Origin of the sequence: Erwinia sp. STN24 (assembly GCF_041320675.1) — a bacterium.
In the GTDB taxonomy this organism is placed as follows: Bacteria; Pseudomonadota; Gammaproteobacteria; order Enterobacterales; family Enterobacteriaceae; genus Erwinia; species Erwinia aeris.
In genome coordinates, this window is sequence record NZ_JBGGPM010000026.1 from 1 (window position 1) to 260 (window position 260).

Annotated in this window: 1 tRNA gene; it reads right to left on the minus strand. The window is 47.3% G+C overall.

Features of this window, described 5'->3' with window-relative positions:
* Positions 1 to 142 precede the first annotated feature (142 nt).
* Positions 143 to 218 (minus strand) — tRNA-Ala (locus tag ACA373_RS22180).
* Positions 219 to 260 lie beyond the last annotated feature (42 nt).

A 260-nucleotide genomic window follows, 5' to 3' on the forward strand; every position in this document is an offset into this window, starting at 1 on the left:
GACTTCATTCTTATTACGGAGAATGAAAACGACATGTCGTTTCAATTTTCAGCTTGTTCCGGATTGTTAAAGAGCAAATATCTCAAACGTGACTCGGCTTTTTATGCCGGGAATCAGTTTTGAGATAGTTTAGTAAACTGCATGGTGGAGCTAAGCGGGATCGAACCGCTGACCTCCTGCGTGCAAGGCAGGCGCTCTCCCAGCTGAGCTATAGCCCCATACAGTTACTGCAGAGACCGTCTACTACCACTCAACCGCGA